The sequence below is a fragment of the Sphingobacterium multivorum genome, from assembly GCF_900457465.1.
Taxonomy (GTDB): domain Bacteria; phylum Bacteroidota; class Bacteroidia; order Sphingobacteriales; family Sphingobacteriaceae; genus Sphingobacterium; species Sphingobacterium multivorum.
This window is the reverse complement of record NZ_UAUU01000002.1, coordinates 436,854-456,112: the sequence shown is the minus strand read 5'-3', so window position 1 is coordinate 456,112 and position 19,259 is coordinate 436,854. Positions and strand designations below refer to the sequence as shown.

14 protein-coding genes are annotated in these 19,259 nt (G+C 40.4%); 9 read left to right on the top strand and 5 right to left on the bottom strand.

What is annotated here, in order from left to right; genetic code table 11:
* Positions 1-92 precede the first annotated feature (92 nt).
* The 3 genes from DTA23_RS02075 to DTA23_RS02065 all read left to right on the top strand — a co-directional run bounded on the left by DTA23_RS02075 (position 93) and on the right by DTA23_RS02065 (position 3,904).
* Positions 93-974 carry a DUF3347 domain-containing protein gene (locus tag DTA23_RS02075; RefSeq protein ID WP_112373692.1) on the top strand — a complete coding sequence of 294 codons (882 nt, stop codon included), beginning with the start codon at positions 93-95 and terminating at the stop codon, positions 972-974.
* Between the two features lie 11 nt (positions 975-985).
* The gene (locus DTA23_RS02070) at positions 986-1,417 is read left to right on the top strand and encodes a hypothetical protein (protein WP_112373691.1); all 432 of its coding nucleotides are present in this window, start codon (positions 986-988) and stop codon (positions 1,415-1,417) included.
* Between the two features lie 210 nt (positions 1,418-1,627).
* Entirely contained in the window at positions 1,628-3,904 is a 2,277-nt protein-coding gene (locus DTA23_RS02065; protein ID WP_112374044.1) for a multicopper oxidase family protein, read from the top strand.
* A gap of 379 nt (positions 3,905-4,283) precedes the next feature.
* Here the strand turns inward: DTA23_RS02065 and DTA23_RS02060 are convergent, their stop codons facing one another.
* Together DTA23_RS02060 and pdxR are read right to left on the bottom strand one after the other, a co-directional pair.
* Complete coding sequence (locus DTA23_RS02060) at positions 4,284-5,282, bottom strand: beta-ketoacyl-ACP synthase III (RefSeq protein WP_046673918.1); 999 nt, start codon at positions 5,280-5,282, stop codon at positions 4,284-4,286.
* A 306-nt stretch (positions 5,283-5,588) separates the two neighbouring features.
* A complete protein-coding gene (gene pdxR / locus DTA23_RS02055; protein ID WP_112373690.1) occupies positions 5,589-7,022 on the bottom strand; it encodes a MocR-like pyridoxine biosynthesis transcription factor PdxR in 1,434 nt (477 codons plus the stop codon).
* 219 nt (positions 7,023-7,241) lie between these two features.
* On the opposite strand from pdxR, the gene DTA23_RS02050 reads away from it, so the two are divergent.
* Positions 7,242-8,399, top strand: coding sequence for an aspartate aminotransferase family protein (locus DTA23_RS02050; RefSeq protein WP_112373689.1), 1,158 nt, complete (start codon positions 7,242-7,244; stop codon positions 8,397-8,399).
* 135 nt (positions 8,400-8,534) lie between these two features.
* Complete coding sequence (locus DTA23_RS02045; RefSeq protein WP_088160369.1) at positions 8,535-8,948, top strand: NUDIX hydrolase; 414 nt, start codon at positions 8,535-8,537, stop codon at positions 8,946-8,948.
* A 14-nt stretch (positions 8,949-8,962) separates the two neighbouring features.
* On the opposite strand, the gene DTA23_RS02040 is transcribed toward DTA23_RS02045, so the two are convergent.
* From DTA23_RS02040 to DTA23_RS02030, 3 genes are all read right to left on the bottom strand, one after another.
* Complete coding sequence (locus tag DTA23_RS02040) at positions 8,963-9,490, bottom strand: hypothetical protein (protein WP_112373688.1); 528 nt, start codon at positions 9,488-9,490, stop codon at positions 8,963-8,965.
* A 112-nt stretch (positions 9,491-9,602) separates the two neighbouring features.
* Positions 9,603-11,027 (bottom strand): AsmA family protein, encoded by a 1,425-nt coding sequence (locus DTA23_RS02035; protein WP_112373687.1) that lies wholly within the window; start codon positions 11,025-11,027, stop codon positions 9,603-9,605.
* Entirely contained in the window at positions 10,975-12,777 is a 1,803-nt protein-coding gene (locus DTA23_RS02030; protein ID WP_112373686.1) for an AsmA family protein, read from the bottom strand. Before DTA23_RS02030 ends, DTA23_RS02035 begins: the two co-directional genes overlap by 53 nt.
* Positions 12,778-12,953: 176 nt before the next feature.
* Between DTA23_RS02030 and DTA23_RS02025 the strand changes: the two genes are divergently transcribed.
* The 4 genes from DTA23_RS02025 to DTA23_RS28345 all read left to right on the top strand — a co-directional run bounded on the left by DTA23_RS02025 (position 12,954) and on the right by DTA23_RS28345 (position 19,202).
* A complete protein-coding gene (locus DTA23_RS02025) occupies positions 12,954-14,300 on the top strand; it encodes a sensor histidine kinase (RefSeq protein WP_172462295.1) in 1,347 nt (448 codons plus the stop codon).
* Positions 14,301-14,682: 382 nt separating this feature from the next.
* The gene (locus tag DTA23_RS02020) at positions 14,683-17,274 is read left to right on the top strand and encodes a zinc-dependent metalloprotease (RefSeq protein WP_172462294.1); all 2,592 of its coding nucleotides are present in this window, start codon (positions 14,683-14,685) and stop codon (positions 17,272-17,274) included.
* A gap of 30 nt (positions 17,275-17,304) precedes the next feature.
* The gene (locus DTA23_RS28350; RefSeq protein ID WP_256602620.1) at positions 17,305-18,840 is read left to right on the top strand and encodes a TonB-dependent receptor plug domain-containing protein; all 1,536 of its coding nucleotides are present in this window, start codon (positions 17,305-17,307) and stop codon (positions 18,838-18,840) included.
* 14 nt (positions 18,841-18,854) lie between these two features.
* Entirely contained in the window at positions 18,855-19,202 is a 348-nt protein-coding gene (locus tag DTA23_RS28345) for a hypothetical protein (protein WP_256602619.1), read from the top strand.
* Positions 19,203-19,259 lie beyond the last annotated feature (57 nt).

The window sequence follows — 19,259 nt, the reverse complement described above, 5'->3', positions numbered from 1 at the left end:
CTTTGAATCTATCGGATTCAATACGCCAATACAGTAAATCGCTGTAGAAGGGTTTTTCGTCAGTATTCTTTTATATACTACATATCATAATCATGAGATTAATTTCATTACTTGGTTTGGTAATCCCTGTATTACTATCCACCCAACATACACATGCACAAATTAAAAATGCAAAGACAGCGACTGTAAAGGTTTTTGGAAATACTCCGGCTGTTAAAACGATCATTGAAAAAGAAGGTAAGGACGGACAATTTGCTAAAGTTGACTGGAATCAGACAACCAAGCTAGCGGTTGTTACCTACGACTCTTCAAAAACAAGCGCGGATGAGGTCCTTAAGCGTATTGCATTGGCGGGGTTCGACAATGAAAAATTTCTGGCTCCAGATGATGCTTATATTCAATTGGCAAAAGCTGAACAATATGAACGAATCTTAAAACCCGCATTAAAAAATGGCACTGAACATCAGGTCGATCATACGAATCATAGCCAGGGCGTACAAACGATAATTCAACCTTCGGCGAATACAAAATCAGCCGATGAAAAGACCGCGTTTGCGCTGTTGACAAATCCTTATTTTGCGCTAAAGGATGCTTTGGTGAAGACAGATGCGGTGGCAGCTGCAGCTCAGGCAGAGGCATTTCAAGCAGCAATCAAAGCTGTCGATATGAATAAACTTAGCCATGATGAACATACGGTATGGATGAAGGTTATGAATAAGCTGGCAACCGATGCGGCAGGTATAACTAAAAATAAAGATGTGGCTAAGCAACGTGTGGCTTTTGCATCTCTTTCAACTACGTTGTATGAGCTTCTGAAGGTGAGTAAAGTGGATGGACCTATTTATTATCAGCACTGCCCCATGTTTAATGAAGGCAAGGGAGCGCATTGGTTAAGTAAGGAGAATGCCGTGAAAAACCCATTCTTTGGCGTACAAATGATCAGTTGTGGAAGTACAGTAGAAACGTTAAACTAATCGGCTGAGTTATGAATTATTTCCTAGCTATCCTATCGGTTGTTGTGTTGTCTTTAACGGCCTGTGGTAGTTCACAAACGAATACCAAAGCTGAAGATCGAATAGCTTCTACTGATCCTGCTATCGGTTTGCCTGTACAGTCCGTTCAATACAAGGTGGGCGATCTTGTGCCTACAGCACAAGTTTGCATGGTGAATGATGCTTTTATGGGGAAAAAACAATTGCTGGTCAGACACGAGGGTAAGGATTATTATGGCTGCTGTGAAATGTGTAAAAAGCGCATACCCCAAGAAGCTGCGATACGTGTGGCTATTGATCCTTTTTCAAAAAAAGAAGTGGATAAGGCGATGGCTTCCATCGCAATTACCGGCGATCAGGGTGAAGTTTCCTATTTTGAAAACGAAGCAAACTATCGAAATTACATTAAAAATCTAAACCTTTAACTAGCTTTTGGCTTGCAAGTAGTACAACAGTCCTGCATTTTGTTAGTTTGCGGAAAGATACAGGTGCCTGGATAAACTATTTGATATTGATTTTGTTGATAAGTTTATCGGTGACACTATTTGTCACAGGACATCACGGGGCTAGACTGGTCTATCAATATGGCGTAGGACCGATGGGAAATGGAATACTAATCAATTAAATGAATGAACATGCGTAAAAAGAGTAATATATTAACGGTTGTTTTATTATTGATGACACAACTGACAGTGCTGGCCCAGAAAGTGGTTCGTCATGACCTTTATGTACGGGATACCATTGTCAATTATGCCGGTAAATCAAAACGGGCAATCGCTGTAAACGGACAGATTCCGATGCCTACCCTGACTTTTACTGAAGGAGATACGGCGGAAATTGTTGTTCACAATGAGTTAAAGGAGAGCACGTCGCTACATTGGCATGGTATTTTTCTGCCGAACAAAGAAGACGGAGTGCCACACCTGACGCAGGAACCTATAAAGCCGAATTCGACTTATACTTATCGCTTTCCGATAATCCAGCACGGTACACACTGGTATCATTCGCATTCCGGTCTGCAGGAACAGATCGGTATGTATGGTAGTCTTATTCTCAACAAGCGTGCAGATGATAAGACTTTTCGCAAAGGAATTGATGATTTACCCACGATTCCGGTCATATTGAGCGAATGGACAAATTATAACCCCGATAACATTCAGCGGATGCTACACACGGCCAACGATTGGGCCGCGATAAAAAAAGGCGCTACACAATCGTACGTTGAAGCTATTAAAGAAGGAAAGTTTAAAACTAAAGTTACGAATGAATGGAAACGTCAGCTGGCAATGGATGTCAGTGATGTGTATTATGATAAGGTCTTGATGAACGGGGCTCATTCCACGGATTTAAAATCGGTGAACGGTAAAGCTTTGAAAGCAGGAGATAAAGTGCGTTTGCGAATTTCCAATGGTGGTGCTTCGTCTTATTTTTGGCTGCGCTATGCAGGTGGCAAAATTACCGTTGTTGCCAATGATGGGAATGATGTGGTACCGGTGGAGGTCGATCGATTGATGATTGCCGTATCGGAGACTTATGATGTCGTTGTAACAATTCCAAATGAAGGAACAGCTTACGAATTTATGGCAACAACAGAAGATCGAACACAATCTGCAAGTTATTTTGTCGGAAATGGTATTAAACAGTTGATTTCTCCACTTCCCCGCCTTAAATATTTTGAAGGCATGAAGATGATGAACGATATGATGAAGATGAATGGGGATCTCAATGATATGGGTATGAAGATGAGTCTGAATCAGATGGATATGAATGTGGTGATGTATCCCGAAATTACAGGTGATGGAAAGAAAAAAGAAGATCACAGTAAACATAGCGGTATGGATCATGGACAAATGAAGATGGAAGAAGATCCCAATCGTTATAATGCCAATGCATTGGGCGATATTGTAACGCTAAACTATGCGATGCTGGAGTCTCCTCAAGCGACTGAATTGCCTAAAGAAGCGCCGATACGAGATCTTAAATTTACGCTTACGGGAAATATGAGCCGTTATGTATGGAGCATGGACAATAAAATTCTCTCGGAAACGGATAAGATACCGGTAAAAAAGGGCGAGGTATTGCGCATTACCATCTATAATAATTCGATGATGCGTCATCCAATACATCTGCATGGCTTTGACTTTAGACTGTTGAATGGAAAAGGATCAAAAGCGCCATTGAAAAATGTGGTAGATATCATGCCAATGGAGACGGATACGATCGAATTCTTAGCAAATGAAGAAGGGGACTGGTTTTTTCATTGCCACATCCTGTATCATATGATGGCTGGGATGAATCGTGTGTTTGCTGTGGATGATTATAAAAATCCCAATCTTCCAGACAAAGCCAAAGCCTACAAGGAATTGCAAATGGAAAGTAATATGACCCATTTTATGGCGCAAAATGATTTTGCGACCAATGGAAATGACGGTCAGGCCATGTTTCAGAATGCGCGTTGGCAGCTCGGTTCCGAATGGCGATTAGGGTATAACGATATGCATGGCTATGAGGTGGAAACCCACCTGGGTAGATACTTTGGGAAGATGCAATGGTTTATGCCATTTGTAGGTTTTGATTATCGTTATCGCCGTATGGGGGAGGATGAACATGAGAAAAATATCTTTGGACAGGCCAATAAAAAAGATAGTCGCAAAGCTTTGAGTCTAGGTTTTATGTATACTTTACCTATGTTGGTCAACTTTCAGGCGGAGGTATATCACGATGGTATTGTCAGATTGCAGCTGATGCGCGAAGATATTCCGATCGCTAGAAGAATCCGTGGTGATTTTATGGTCAACTCGGACCTTGAATATATGGCCGGACTAAATTATGTCATCACCAAAAATATGGCGTTTAGAACGCATTATGATAGTGATATGGGGTTTGGTGTGGGCCTGTCATTAAATTATTAAAAGCGTAGATCTTATTTGAGTTAGGGGGCTTTGCAGTGCAAAGCCCCCTTTTCTTTTGCCATTAAAAGAGAGAATAAATGGAGGACATCTTCTGAAATGATACAAACTTTATTGAGACTTCATTGGAAATTAAATCGGACTTTAGACGCTTTCATCCGAATGAGGTCCCTATAAGGTCCGTATAAGCTCCCTATAAACTCCCCATTATTTATTCCTTTCTTCTTCACGGTGCTGCCTGTAAAAAGAGGATAGGTTCGATTCTTCTTGCGCAATGGCGATCCTGTTTTTGGTGGCGGGAAATAAAGAAAAACCCCAGAAATCATTGATTCCTGGGGTTTTATTTTAGTGTGAATTTATGACGACTAAAGTTTTTGATCGCTTAAATCATCCATTTAAATATGCTGGCTCCCCAAGAGAAACCGGCACCAAAGGCGGTTAACATGACTAAATCACCGGTATTTAATTTTTTAATATTTTGCCAGATACATAGTGGGATCGTGGCAGCAATGGTATTTCCTAGGTATTCGATATTACTTAACGCTCTATCTTCTGGTATATTAAGACTACGCCCAACGGCATCAATGATGCGCTGATTAGCCTGATGTGGGATTAACCAATTGATATCTTCAATCTGTAGGTTGTTGCGTTGCAAAACCGTATTACAGGCATCGCTCATAGACTGCACAGCATGTCTAAATACAGTTTTACCATCTTGTTTCAGGAATCTGTTGTCGTTAACAGGAAGATTGCTGTCGATTGGATACAAAGAACCGCCGGCTTCAATTTTTAAAAATTCTTTTCCCGCTCCATTGCTACATAGATAGGCATCCATAATTCCACCTTCTAAAGATGGCTCAAGCCATATCACACCAGCGCCATCACCGAAAAGAATATTGGTTGAACGGTCTTTTAAATCGACATAAGTACTGATGTTGTCGGCTCCGACTACGAGTACATTTTTATAACGTCCAGTCTCAACGAGAGCAGAAGCCATATCTAAGGCATATAAAAATCCTGAGCAAGCAGCATTGACATCAAAAGCCCAAACATTGGTAAGACCTAATTTTTCTAAAATGATATTTGCTGTTGCCGGCATAGGCATATCAGGTGTAGAAGTCGCCACAATTAGGGCATCTACATCGTTCAGATTTTTATGATATTGTGTTGCCAAATCTTGTATAGCTTTTACAGCCATGTCTGATGTGGCAAGATTTTCTTCTAAAATTCTCCGCTCCTTAATACCTGTGCGTTTGATAATCCACTCATCGGATGTATCGCAAAACTGCTCCAAATCTGTATTCGATCTTTTATTCGGTGGAATATATCCGCCAATACCAGTTATTGCTGCATATGGCCTGCTGGGTATTCTCTCAGTCATAAATTAATGTACTCTATTCTCTCTCTTATTATATAGCTATCCTATTAGGAATTACTCGTGTGTCTTTTGCGCCGTAAAACTACGGTTAATTTATGCGATTAATAAGTGAAAAAGTTGATTTTTGACAAAACAATTACGTTTTATCAGCATTTTTAACTGTTTTTTACGTATTACCTATACTAATCTTTTAATCGGTCTTTATGGGGCGGAATTAAATATTGAATGTGCTTGTTTTTTCAGAATTTTAATCTAATGAAGTCCGTCCGAATTGGAAAATAGTCTAGTTGCTTTTTGTGTTTCAAACCATTAAGTGGAGAGTTTTGCCTGTTCCAAAAGTTCAGCCAAAATGACTATTCCTTCTTCGATCAATTCCTCTGATAAGGATCCGTAGCCAAGCCGTATTCCGCCAAAAACATTTTCTCTGCTGTAGTTTTCGGGATGCGGTATATGTACTGATCTTTCCTTTAATTTTTGGAATAAAAATGCCCAGTCGATTTGATGTTTAAAAGATAGCCAAACCGCCAATCCCCCTTGTGGAGAAGTGTAGTTCACATGATCCTGCAGATGTTTGTCCAATTGGGCGATCATAAAATCACGTTTCCTTTTGTAAAGCTGTGTTGCTTTTCGGATATGTCTACGAATTGTTCCATCCTGAATGAGTTCCAGTACAGCTTGCTCCATAATATTGTCACCTTGGATATCGATGATATAGCGAAGTTCGGTAATCTGCTGGAGCAAATGTTCGTTTCTCGTCGCAAGATAACCGATACGGAGTGCTGGTGCGACAACTTTGCTCAGCGTACCAATGTAAACTGTATTGATCAGCTCCTGCTGTGAAGCGAGCGGGTAATAGGGAGCTTGTTCAAAATGAAATTCGTAGTCGTAATCATCCTCGATGATCGTGAAGTTATATTGGTTGGATAATGCTATTAATTGTGATCTCCGTTCTTTGCTTAATGTGACGGTGGTTGGATACTGTCGATGTGGGGTAAGGTACAGCGCCTTAATATTGCTCTTTTTCAATAAATGAGGCAGCAGTTCTTCAACGAGAAGACCATCGGCATCGACAGGAATAGGAATCAATTTCGCGCCGGCTTTTTCAAAGATCTTCCAGGCTGAATGGTATCCAGGGGACTCTACAAAGATATAATCATCGTGCTGTAATAGGCATTGGGCGACCAGGTACATGGCCATTTGGCTTCCACGACTGATGCATAGCTTATTTTTATCGATGTGCATGTTGCGTTCGATGTTGAGCATATTGGCGATTTCTTCACGAAAATCTAGATGACCTCGGGGATCGGCATATCCCATCATTTTCCAACGTGCGCTGCGTTTAAAAATTTGGCGATAAGCCCGTCCGAGCTGTTCTACCGGGGCAATCTTACTGTCTGGATTACCGTCATCGAATATAATACGTGTTGGAGGCTGAAGATCAGATAATTCGATCTTTTGTGCAACATATAGGTTCGAGCCATAAGGTAATTGGGCCGCTACAAATATACCTCTACGTGCTTGACTAACCAGCCAGCCTTCGCTCAACAGCAACTGTATGGCATCAATTACCGTGTTTCGGTTTAATTTTAGTTGGGCTGCAAGAGATCTGCTACTCGGTAAGGCCGTTCCCTTCGGCAATCTACCTGATTGAATATCAGCAGCAATGTTATCCGCTATTTGGATGTAAATCGCTTTTGAAGAGGATCTGTCAATATCTATCGTTAAATTCCAAGGTCTAAGCATGAGGCTGTTGTATCGGGTAATTGTTCAAATATACAATTGTTCTGCAGGATTAAAATACATTCGATAGATGGCGCATGAGCAGTGCTGCGCTATTCTATTTAAGATGAGTTATTTTGTTTATTGCCTGTGTCGGCTGGACTAGGAATAAATAACCATCTTGGACTAGGAATGAAAGGGGATTTAAGTGGATTTTTGAGTTTTACTAATTCTAAGTCATTCATGAAACCATTTCCCGTTTTTGAGAAAGTTGATATTGCGATCGAACGAGCTCTTGGTTGCTTTGTCTATGATAAACAGCAGCAGGCCTATCTAGATCTCTATGGTGGTCATGCCGTTATTTCTGTTGGGCATAGCCATCCGCATGTTGTTGAGGAAACTATACAACAGATGAACAAGATCGGATTTTATTCAAATGCAGTTACAAACGATCTTCAGGATCGTTTGGCCGAACGCTTAGGCAGTGCCTGTGGCTATCCGACCTATGCTATTTTTTACAGTAATTCGGGAGCTGAAGCAAATGAAAATGCACTGAAGTTAGCTTCGTTCCATACGGGAAGGAGGAAAGTATTGGCGATGTCCAATGCGTTTCATGGGAGAACCTCAGCTGCGGTTGCGGCAACGGATATCCAGTCAATTCGTGCACCATTAAATGAAAGTGAACAATTTGTCTTTACACCTTTCAACGAGATCTCCAGTTTGAAAAAACAATTGGAAACGGAAGAATATTGTGCGGTCATTATTGAACCTATTCAAGGTGTCGGGGGAATTCATCGGGCAAGTACTAGTTTCTTACAGGAAGTAAGAGCAATTTGCACGAAAACTGGGACCATGCTTATTTTGGATGAAATTCAATGCGGGTATGGGCGCACGGGACTTTTCTTTGCACATCAGCATGCAGGGATAGAAGCCGATCTAATTACGGTGGCCAAAGGGATTGCAAATGGGCTGCCGATGGGGGCAACAATTATTTCGCCTAAGATAAAGCCGGTCATAGGGCAATTGGGAACTACTTTTGGTGGTAGTCATGTGATCTGCGCGGCAGCTCTGGCTGTACTTGATGTAATTCAAAAGGAGCAATTGATTGATAATGCCGCAGCTGTAGGTGAATTTTTGTTGACAGAATTAAGAAAAATTCATGGCGTGAGTGAAGTTAGGGGGCAAGGTTTGATGATTGGCGTAGAGTTTGAAAACGATATTCGACATCTGCGCAAAGAACTGCTGTTTTCTGAAAAGATTTTTACAGGATATGCAGGACGCTATACGCTCCGTTTATTACCGCCGCTGTGTTTTACCATGAATCATGCGGAGACTTTTTTGAAGAGCCTACGGAAGCTTGTGCTCAAAGAGAAACTAGCCTATGATGTTTCGGGATATTGATTAGCCTCTCTATTGATTTTGTGCAAAGTTTTAATGAAGGATTCTCCAAATTAGCTGTCGCGCTTTGATAAATGTCGTAAAAGAAGTAATTTCACATCTAGCGTATTTAATCAGTAATAGTTTATAATAGATTTCATGACAACAACAAAATGTTTGCCTACAGCGGGTTTAGTGAGTATTAAGGAGGATAAATTATTATTAGCGTATAGCAACAATAGAAAGGCATGGTATCTGCCGGGTGGAAAGATTGATGCGGGGGAGGAAGCTCTGCAGTCCCTTCGTCGTGAAATTTTGGAGGAGCTAAATATCAATCTGGATCCGGATAAAATCTCCTATTATTGCCATGTTACAGCCCCGGCATACGGGCTTGTGCCAGAGGTTATCATGGAACAAGATTGTTTTCTGTATCCATTAACAGAGCAGATCGAACCCAGTAATGAGATTGGTGCCGTTCGTTATTTTTCACACCAAGAGTACCAGGAAGAACCGATCCAGGTCATTGGCGTTTTGCATGTGTTTGACAAGTTGAAGGCTGACGGATTGATTTAAAAACCCTGTCGCTACTAGATGCCATAGCCTTCATTGAGACAGCTTATACCTTTTGTGTCTTTTAAAGGTATAATTTTCTGGCTTTTGGTATCCATACGCCATGCCTTGACGATTTTGTCGAAATATTCTTTGCTTTCATCGACCCGGCTAATGGCTATAATTTCACTGTTTGGTTTGTCTCCTTGCTTGCAGTTGCATAAGCTAAGCTGCTCGTTGGACTTCAGTTTTTGGATATTGATGGTATCCAAAATCTTGTATTTGACTTTACCTTTGCTATCATCGGGTAACAATTCCTCTAAAATACAAACACCATTTTTGGCATTTGTAAAATAGCCGGCAGCAAAGCGATAATCGCCCTGTGCATTCTTGTCGGTTTCAATAAGTGCGCCAGTTGTGTAGGTATAAGATTTTAATTCAGCAATTTCATTGATCTCACGGAATACTTTCCCATATAAGGGGTTTTTCTGATCGTTAACGGTATTGAAACTGGACCAACTGCAGATGGATAGAACCGCAATCGGTATAATTAGTATATATCTCATAGTTTTCAACAATTAAAAACGTTATTAAGTTAACAAATCTTTCTGTTAACTTAATAACGTTTTTAATTCAGCACTATTGTGTCGACTGAATTTACTAAAACTAATTACGCGTTTACTTAGCCTGTGTTTCTTGCACTTTTTGAGATTCTTTATATACTTTACTGTCCTCGTCATCCATGTCCATGTCGAGATCCTCTTCTTTGTATTTTCCCATTTTTAAATGAAAGTTATCTGGAGTGCCCGTAATTCGCATAGGTATCCCAAAGATTCCAAAAGGAGGTAAGCCCAGTCTAAAACCCAGGTTCATCCGTCCGTCTAAGGTTACTTGGCCTTCAAAGCGAGGCCTGAATCCCATCATTTTCATTTTCGTGCGTTCGATGGTCATCACATTATTTTTGATATGGGATTTAATAACAACTTTTTTTACTTCGCCATCCTTCAATTTTTCTTTGGAAGTAGATTGACTAATTCCATTGAGTAGTTTGAAGCCTCTGAACTTAATCTGATTTAGCGTTAAGGATCCCTCGCCGACGATAGAAGGCATTACTGGTTGCATATTGCCATTCAATAGGCCACCCAATTTGTAATCCAATGAAACAAGACCATAAGCATTTTTGGCAGAGCTAACCATTTCCCTGAACATCGGTATCTCTTTGTAAGCGCGTTGAATATCAAAGCTGTCGGCTTTCACCGCATAATCAAAACTTGCTCTACGTGGATTTATGGGACGATAACTTCCGTTCATATCTACTTTCAGTCCCGCAAGTTCAAAGTTTGTCTTATTAAGTGTCATCTTACCTTCTTTTACCTGTAGGTCTCCTTTGAAATCTTTGATATTCATTTTGTTATATGATATGGCGTTGACAAGCCCTAAGACCTGAACGTCCAAATTTTTGGGGAGAAGAACCACACCGCTTTCGGACGTGCCTGTAGCTGTCGAGGAAGATGGTGATCCGAAAACCATGAAATCATCCACATTGATTTTCTTGCTGCTGAGTGTAAATTGACCTTTTAACGGTGCTTGACTACTTGTTGCATAATTAATAATATTGTTGAGATATCCTTTGATGGAAATATCATTCTTAGCATAGGCAACCAGGAATTTATCGAAATTCATTTTCTCCTGATTAAAACTGAAGTTCCCACTTCGAATTGCAATAGGCTGTGGAAGCATGTCGGACTGAACCTGGATATTTCCAATACTTAACCGACCGCTATTTTGAAGTCGGTTATAATGACCATTGGTGGCATCGCTCTGTAAGCCTTTTAAACTGAAATCTGTATAGATAAAGCCATCGACATTGGTACCATCCAATGCAAAGAGTTTATAAATAGGGCCGAGATTGAGCTTACCCTTGGACTGTATGTTGTATTTGATGTTATTGAAGTTCTTGAGGTCTGCATTCAAGAAAAAAGGTTCACCCGCAAATGTAAACGATACCGGTAGGATTTTGACATTCAGATCTCGAAGTGAACCTTTTTCGCTATTGACAAAAAGCTTCGACCTGAATATTTTCCATCGGGATAGGATAATCATTTGACTTGATCAATCCATTCTTCATCACGATGGACGTATTGGTTTCGGGAAAAATGTTTCGTTTGAGATCTACATAACCTTTTGCTATGAGGTTGACATCCACCAATCCGGCCAATTCGACTTGTTTAATTGGATAGAATTTTTTGATATCTGCTAAATTAAATGATGCCTTTAAATCGGAATTGACTGCAATTTTATTAAAATCCGTTATTGAAATAAATCCTTTTATATAATTGTTAAGTGCTTGAACAGAAATATCATGTATTGCTATTGATGCACTTTTTAACTGGCCATCGGGATCCTTTGCTTCCAGACGATAGGCAATTTTGTCCAATCCCTGTGGGAGCTTAGCCAATTTGAATTTACCATCTACGAGTGTATTTTTGATATCAAAAGTAGGAATGGATGCGACGTATTCCTGTTCGCGTTTTTGGAGCCCTACCTGACGAATAGCTTTGGCGTATGTGCCGTCGATTTTCGCGTCAAGATTCCACTTTCCACCGAAAGAAAAATCGGGAAACTGTAGCGAGGCATGGAGTTTATCGAGATTAAGATCACTTTTTATGTTGGCATGCACGGTTACAGGGTGTAAACCTGCAATGTTGCCCTGTGCATTGAAATAGCCTGAAGCAACTTTAAAGTCAAATTGTTTAAGATCAATTTGTAGTGAGTCTGGATTCAGTGCCGGCAAGTCTATCCGTAATTTTGCATTCCAGTCTGTTAGCGGATTGGTGGATTGTTTATACGCGAGAAAGCCATTGTTGACCATGAGCCCAAGTGAAAGATTAGGCATTTTGTTGTTGTCGACAATATAATCACCTTCTAGATTAACAAAAACCTCAGATGTACCTTTCACGGAGAGGTCCTTGATCCAAGAAGCGTAGTTATTTGGGACTAATGAAAGTAATTCGGCCAAGGTACTTTCCTGTGATTTTAATTTAAAATCTAGGTGATAACCATGGGAAATAAAAGACAACAATCCACGGAAACGAACTGGTAATTGATTTATTTTAATATCATTTCGTTCGAATACGAAGGATAACGTATTGGTATTGATCCGTGTTAGCAAATTGGCATCGATCGACTTTTTGTCCACATATAATTCATTGTCAAAGGAAAATGAAAAGGATGCAATTTTTGCACGTGTGTTCAAGTCAAAAATATTTGACATCAGATCTCCCTTACCCTCATATTCGAGATCTTTTGCCTCTATCTGAAGCGGAATGGAGCGGTCTTCATAATGGAGATTTGTTTTTTCAAGTTTAATTAATTGAAAAGCCAAAGCGCTACTTTCTGCATTATCTTGTGTTTTTGTTGAATCTGACGGGGTGGATTTATAAATAGAATAATTGGCATTTCCCAAAGAATCAACCAAGATGTTGATCTTTCCGTTGTTCACGATAAACTTGTCGATGACAATTTTAGATTTGAGGAGACTCATAAGGTCCACGCCAAAACTGACTTTTTTCGCGGCAAGCAGCGTATCGTTTTTAAAAGGCTCGGCCCCTTTTAGTAAGACATCATCCATCGATGCAGTAAGCAAAGGGAATTGATCAAAGAAGGTTAATCTTACTTTTGAATAATTTAACTCACCAGTAATATGCTCGTTTACGAGTGATTTGACCTTGCTATTTACTTCATTTTCGAATATATAGGGAATAGATAATATGCTGATAACGAGTAGTACGACGATGCTTGTAAAAACGATAGCGATACGTTTCACAACTTTTATAAATGTTGCTTTTGACACTTTGTAATTTTTTGTGGTTACAAAAATCAGAAAATTATTATTAATCTTTATTAAATGCCCCATTTATTTTGGTTAGCTCTTGGAATATGTCGTGTTTCATTGACAAAAGGCTGGGTTAGAGCTTTCTTATGAACTTGTTTGCTAAAGCTTTGAAAATTTTGATGTATTTTTGCGCCGTGAAATTTCGATTTAAAAATGCCGAACAGAAAAATAGTATTATCCTAATTGTCTGTTTGTTGTTGCTGCTGCTGGTAGGAGGGGGATTGCTCGGTGTTATCCATCATAAAGTTGATCGTCTTAAGAAAAGAATATTGATCGATTTTGCGGATGAGAATATGTTTCTTGTCAAAAAGCAATTGGAATTGCTACAGCAGGATCTGTACCTTTCTGAGAAAAAAATATTGGAACAACCCACGTTTGATCCAAAGGAAAGTGGTGATTCCTTATTGGTCATTATCCCGGTAGGCCAACCTGATTATATAAGCCATAGGATGCTAACATTGTTACGGACACGAACAATAAATCATCGGCTATATCATATCTATATGGATATCGAAAGGCTGAATGCTTATTTTTCGAAGCTCAATTTCGGAAGGCGGGCTTATTTTGAGATCTATGATGACCGCGGCATCTGTGTATATTCTCCAGATAATCGAAAATGGGGAAAGAGAAATACTGCCGCTGTGTCAAAACAGGGGCAAATTGTCCAGTCAGATTTTCTGCAGCTGGACGTGATGGTTAATTCCTATCCCTGTAACATTCTGTTTGTTGGTGGTGAAATCAAGGTGTATGTTCTCTTGTTGAGTATCGAAGAAGAAATCCAGGAATTGTTGACCTATAGTATCTTGCTCGGTGTGGGGTTAATGTTGGTGGCGATGGTATTGATCTATTTCAATGTTATGGAGCGACGCAAGATTCAACAATTGAAATTGCTTGCTTTGAAGCAGAAAAATGAATATACACAGATGCGTCTAGTACATTTGCGACAACAGATCAATCCACATTTTCTATTCAATACATTTGGGTCGCTTCAGTACCTGATCGGAAAAGACGATGAACTGGCCAAGTCTTTTATTGGAAAGATGACCAAGGTTTATCGTAAAATGTTGCGTACAGATGAGGCAGAATGGTCTACGCTAAGGGAGGAACTGGAATTGGCCAAAGCCTATTTCTTTTTGCAGCAGGTGCGGTTCGGCGCGGCATTGCAGGATATGGATATAAATATTCCAAGAGAATTATTAGAACAGAAAATTCCACGTTTGGGTTTGCAAATGCTGATCGAGAATGCGATAAAGCATACACGCATTTCGAAAGAGAATCCGCTTACTATTCATTTAATCTATATACCCGAAACCAACCTGCTGGAGGTTAGCAACAACTGGCAGCCCAGACAGGGGGCAGAGCTTGAAGGTGAGGGGTACGGGCTCAAATATTTGTCATCCATCTATAATTACTATGCCATGGCAGGTTTTCATTTCGGGTTAGAGTCGGGGCAATTTATTGTGCGATTACCACTCGCATAATGCTGTATATGAATAATGAAATTGGAGGTGTCTGCGTATTCATGTTTTTATAGTGCGTGTTCATCATTCTGAACTACGTGTTCATCCCTTTATGTATTATTCTGTACAATATTTTTAACAAATTTGGCTCTTAATCCAGCGGTTTTAGTTTGTGATTAGCCTAATCTTATCCCATAAAATGCCAAGGTCTTTATAAAGTGCAACTTATGATTGACCTCCATGGAATAGATGCAATTACTTTCTGATACAAAATCCGAAGCTAAAACAGGCTTAGGATCAATAATGGATTTTCGGTTGATGTTACGTCGTCACCAGTGAAAAACAAATAGAATGCCACGAGCTCATTTATGCCTTTGAAAGCGAGCTCAAAAATAATTATTTGATGAAAAACACTTATACTAAGCTAGCCATTGGTCTTTTATTTTCGGCGGGTCTAATGCAATCTTGTTCTATATTGCAAACCGTAGGTTTAAGAAAAAAAGAGACGGTTACTTCTGCCAAAGATTCTACGGCAAAGAAAGATTCTACAGCTGCATACGACAAATTGTTGAAAGATGCGCGTGTGGATAGTGGAATGTTTACTGTGATCCGTAAAGAAAACAACTACTACTTTGAAATTCCATTGAAAAAGATGGGGCAAGATATATTGTTGATCCAAAAGCTATCTTCTGTACCGTTGGCCTTGAATGAGGCTGGGGTAAACAAAGGGATGAATTATGAAAATAAGGTCATTCGTTTTACCCATCGTAAAGAGAAAAAAGAAGTGTGGGTTTCGGAGATTAAACCGCAGGTCGAAGTACCTAAGGGTGACGCAATAGCCGCTTCGGTATATGATAATTATCGCCCTTCTTATATTGAATCGTTTAAGATTGAAAGCTATTCAAAGGATTCAAGTGCCGTGGTGATCAAAGTCAATAAAGTATTTGACGGTTCAGAAAAAAGCTTTACGGATGTGTTTACGTCTTTGGGTTTGGGAACTTCACCTAAAACGAGTATATCTACCGTTGAAGACATTAAATCCTATGCGAATAATATCGTTGTGAAGTCTGTATTCTCTACCAAGGTCACTGAAGGTGATGAATCTGTACCGGTTTCTTTAGAAATTACAAGTAATCTTTACGAACTGCCTGAAAATCCTATGGTTGCGCGGTTTGCAGATCCAAGAGTAGGTTTCTTTACTTCACCACGTTGGTATTTTAATGATAAACAACAGGAACTGGATAAGAAAAATCTGGTCAATCGCTGGCGCTTAGAGCCGCGTGACGAAGATAAAGCGCGGTATCTGAAAGGGGAGTTGGTCGAACCAAAGAAACCGATTGTCTTTTATTTAGATCCGGCGACACCAAAACAGTGGCGACAAGCGATCATCGATGGAGTTCATGATTGGCAGGTTGCCTTTGAAGCTGCTGGTTTCAAAAATGCAATTCTGGCCAAACAACAGCCGGATAGTGTCAAATTTGATCCCGATGATGCCAATGTATCCTCGATCGTTTACGCAGCATCTGCTCAGGCTAATGCCATGGGACCTTCTGTGGTCGATCCGCGCTCGGGGGAGATCCTTGAAGCCGATGTGATCTGGTGGCACAACGTCATGACGATTTTAAATAGCTGGATGCGTATACAAACAGGTATAGTAGATACATCGGTACGATCCAATGTGTTTTCGGATGAAAAAATGGCACATGCCATTCGCTTTGTTTCTTCCCATGAAATTGGGCATACCTTGGGTCTTATGCATAACATGGGCTCCTCGGCAAGTTTTCCTGTTGATTCATTGCGTAGTAAAAGCTTCACCGCTAAAATGGGGGGGACTGCTCCTTCAATTATGGATTACGCTCGTTTCAATTATGTGGCACAACCCGAAGATGGTGTGGAACAGATCACTCCCGTGATCGGTGCTTACGACAAGTATGCCATTGGCTGGGCTTACCGTTGGTATGGCAAAACGCAACCTTGGGATGAAATTCCTTTGCTGAGAAAGGAAATTGACAGCCATGTACATGATCCTATTTACCATTACGGTGAACAGCAAGATTCTAAAAATATCGTTGATCCGCGGGCTCAATCGGAAGATCTTGGTGACGACGCGATGAAAGCTGGTGAATATGGCATGCGGAATCTGCGTCGTATGATGCCTAATATTATCAACTGGACCACTAATGTAGGTGATGATTACTACCGTGCCGGTAAATTATATATGGGTGTAGTCGGACAATGGTATGCGTATGCTGACCATGTCTTAAATAATATCGGGGGAATATACCTGGAAAATGCTGTTTTGGGCGATCAAAAAGATGCCTATAGTCCAGTACCAACAGACAAACAAGTACGTGCTTTGGAATACCTCAAGAAGAATGTCTTTTACATGCCCGAGTGGTTGTTCGTCCCAGAGCTGATGGCAAAAACTTTTCCATTGAAAGATTCTCCAATAGGACCATTTGAGTATGCTCCTTATAACTTACAACGTGAATTTCAGTATGCCATGTTGTATAAACTGGTCAATGATGAACGTTTGCTGCGTATGGTTGAGATGGAAAATCTTTTTGGAAGTAGAAAAGCATGGAGTGCACCTGAGTTTCTAACTTCTGTACGTCAGACGATCTTTGCTAAAACCATCAGTGGACAATCGTTGGACCTTAAAACACGGATGCTACAACAAAACTATGTGGATGTTCTGATGGTATCTACAAACAAATCCATGGAGAAATTAAATGCGAAGAAGCTGGCAGGCATTGAGCAGCTAGTTGAAGCGATACAACCTGATCTATGTTTACATCCACAACATGCATCCTCTTCAAAAACGGGACTTCGGAATGTACATGTCACTGGTATGATACGCACTTCCGATATGTTGACCTATAAACGTGCTGAACTATATGAGATCTACCAGTTGTTGAAGCAAAAGCAGCGGACAGGTGACGCGACTACAAAATCGCATTACATGGATCTTTACTACGTATTGCAAATACCTTAGAATTAAACTAATATATTAACATCTACCAAAATGAATAAGTTTTTAATACCGTTGACCTTCATGTGTGTGCACGTTGCGCATGCGCAGGAATCCAGGGAACTGAAAGGAAAGGTTTTGGATGCGGTCACGTTAAAACCGGTCGTGGGGGCGACGGTTGTCGTTGAAAGTTCGGCAGTAGCAGAAGATATCGGTGTACCTAATCAGGTGCAGCAGTCGGCATTGGGTTCATTGACCGATGCGGCTGGTGAATTTCGCTTAAAAGTGCCTAGTAATTTAAAGTATGTAACGATTAGCTATGTCGGGTACCAGCGTATTCAGGTGCCGGTATTTCAGGATCATAAGACAATCTTGCTTCAGCCAAGTGGTGAGTCCTTGGATGAAGTGATCGTAACAGGTTATACGGATATCAAAAAACGTAAGAATACGACGGCTTACAATAAAATCAATGTAGCGGACATCAAACAGACGGGGGTTGCATCGATCGATGAAATGCTTGCTGGTCAGGTGGCAGGTTTGCAGTTGAGCAATTTTAATGGCGGCCCCAATAGTGCTCCACAGATCCGTATTCGTGGTACTGTATCACTCAATGGCACACAAGATCCCTTATGGGTGATTGACGGACTGCCGATTGAAGGTACGGCAATGCCAAACCGAATAGAGAAAGATGATCTTAATAGCTTGACAAATCTTCCTATTGCAGGCATCAATCCCGATGATATCGCCGATATTACCGTTTTAAAAGATGCTGCGGCGACTTCAATTTATGGTGCCCGGGCCGCAAATGGGGTCATTGTGATTACCACAAAAAGAGGTAAATCTGGTCCCGCAAAATTGCAGGTGTCAGCAAATACCTTTGTGACGCAACGTCCGGATTTCGGTAAACTCAATCTGATGGATGCTAATGAAAAAGTGAATTTTGAGTTATTGATGGCCAATCGTACGGATCTCAATTATCGTACGGATAAGGGCGCTGTTATGCGGATACTAAATAAAGCAAATGCATTGGATGCTTATCGCACCGGTGGTTTAGCAGCTTTGTCACCGGAAGTACAGCAGTCGATCAGTCAATTGCGCACGCAACAAACGAATTGGGGGAATGAATTATACCGTCAGGCGGTCAATCAACAGTATTCCGCGTCTATTTCAGGCGGTAATGATGGGCATCGCTATTATTTGTCAACAGGTTTGTACGATGAAAAAGGTGCTACAAAAGCGGTAGATCTTCGTCGTTATTCATTGACATTAAATAACGATTTTACAATCAACGATCGGTTTAAAGCTGGTATTAATATATTAGGATCAGTTTCGAATAGACAAAATCCGATTCAGGATCGTGATGCTTTCACGAACCCAAGTTATTATGTGCGTTCGGTTAATCCATATCTTTCAGTTTATGATCAATCTGGGAAATTTAACTATGATCCAGATATCGAGGGCTTTGAAAGAGATACTTATATCCCATTTAACGCAATTGAAGAGCGCGATAATACCAAATACACGTTAACAAATAAAGCACTGAAAGCAATCAGTTATTTGGAATACGCTATTTTACCACAGTTATCCTGAGAACAGAGCTTGGTTTGCAATTTGATGAAAATAAAACTGAAAAATTTGCAGATCAGGAAAGTTATAACACCCGAAAATTGCGTGCTGCGACCCGCTACTACGATGCCGCCAGCAAGATAAATAAGTATTTTTTGCCTACTGGTGGGACAATAGAAAATTCCAATAATAGCGTTTTCCAATACAATTGGAAAACTTATTTAAAGTACAACAAAACCTGGAACGATCGCCATGAGCTGGAATTGATGGGAGGAACGGAACTGAGACGGAGCAAGAGTGAAATCGTAACAACGAAGGGATTCGGGTACAATCCGGCAACATTGACGACGCAAACACTTGTTTTCCAAATAGCAACTACCAAATGACTCAAGGTTTGTACAGTATAAAAAAGGATTTGTAGAAAGCTCATATGCCTCGTTCTA